The sequence below is a fragment of the Rhizobium sp. UFLA01-1127 genome, assembly GCF_059803845.1.
This window is the reverse complement of sequence record NZ_JAUQTZ010000308.1, coordinates 1-855: the sequence shown is the minus strand read 5'-3', so window position 1 is coordinate 855 and position 855 is coordinate 1. Positions and strand designations below refer to the sequence as shown.

At 62.6% G+C, this 855-nt stretch carries 2 protein-coding genes; both read left to right on the top strand.

The window, feature by feature from the left end; translation table 11 throughout:
- Positions 1-216: invasion associated locus B family protein (locus Q4Q11_RS31930; protein WP_498571993.1), on the top strand; the 216-nt coding region annotated here is incomplete at its 5' end.
- Positions 217-226: 10 nt separating this feature from the next.
- A partial coding sequence (locus Q4Q11_RS31925; protein WP_498571992.1) for a POTRA domain-containing protein occupies positions 227-855 on the top strand: 629 nt, incomplete at its 3' end.

Sequence of the window (855 nt, the reverse complement as noted above, 5' to 3'; positions counted from 1 at the left end):
GATAAGCCCGTCGTGCAGCTTTCCTACCGCAATTGCAACCAGGCCGGTTGCTGGTCGCAGCAGAAGCTGGACACCAAGATGGTGGCGGTCCTCACCAAGGCAACGGACGGTACCGGCCGCGTCCAGATGATGAATGGCCAGAAGGTCAATATCAAATTCTCTCTGAAGGGATTGCCTGCGGCGCTGGATGCGCTGCAAAAGGCCGCGTCCAACTGACCAGACGGATATGTTCCTGACGTCTGCCCGGCGCCCGGCGCCCGTCCGCTACGGTTTTGCCCTGACCGCCAGCGTCTTGCTGGCGGCGACCTTTGCCGTCTCGAGAGCGGCCGCTCAGACGCCCAACGACGATTTCGCGCGCCGGCAGGCACAGGAAGCCGAACAGCAGCGCCTCAAGGCGCTCGGCGAGATGACGCCGCAACCATCGCCGACGGAGGCTCGACCATCGGCCGCTGCCAAAGCCGGGAAGGCTGGTCCCTGTTTTGAGATCACCCATGTCGAGGTCGAAGGCGTCAAACAGTTTCCGGCGGCTGCCATAGCCAAGATCACGGCGCCTTATGCGAACCACTGCGTCGGCGTCGGCGAGATCAACGTGCTGCTGCGCGACCTGACGCATCTCTATCTCGACAGGGGTTATGTGAGTTCTCGCGTCTACGTGCCGGCACAGGACATCGCCAGGGCCAAAACCTTGCGCCTGGTCGCCGTCGAGGGCACGCTTGCCGATATCTATGTCAACGGCAGGCCGGCACCCGCTTTTGGCACGATGGGTTCCGGTATGATCGCCACCGCCTTTCCCGGCATGAAGGGTGAGATCACCAATCTGCGCGACATCGAGCAGGGTCTCGACCAGATCAACCG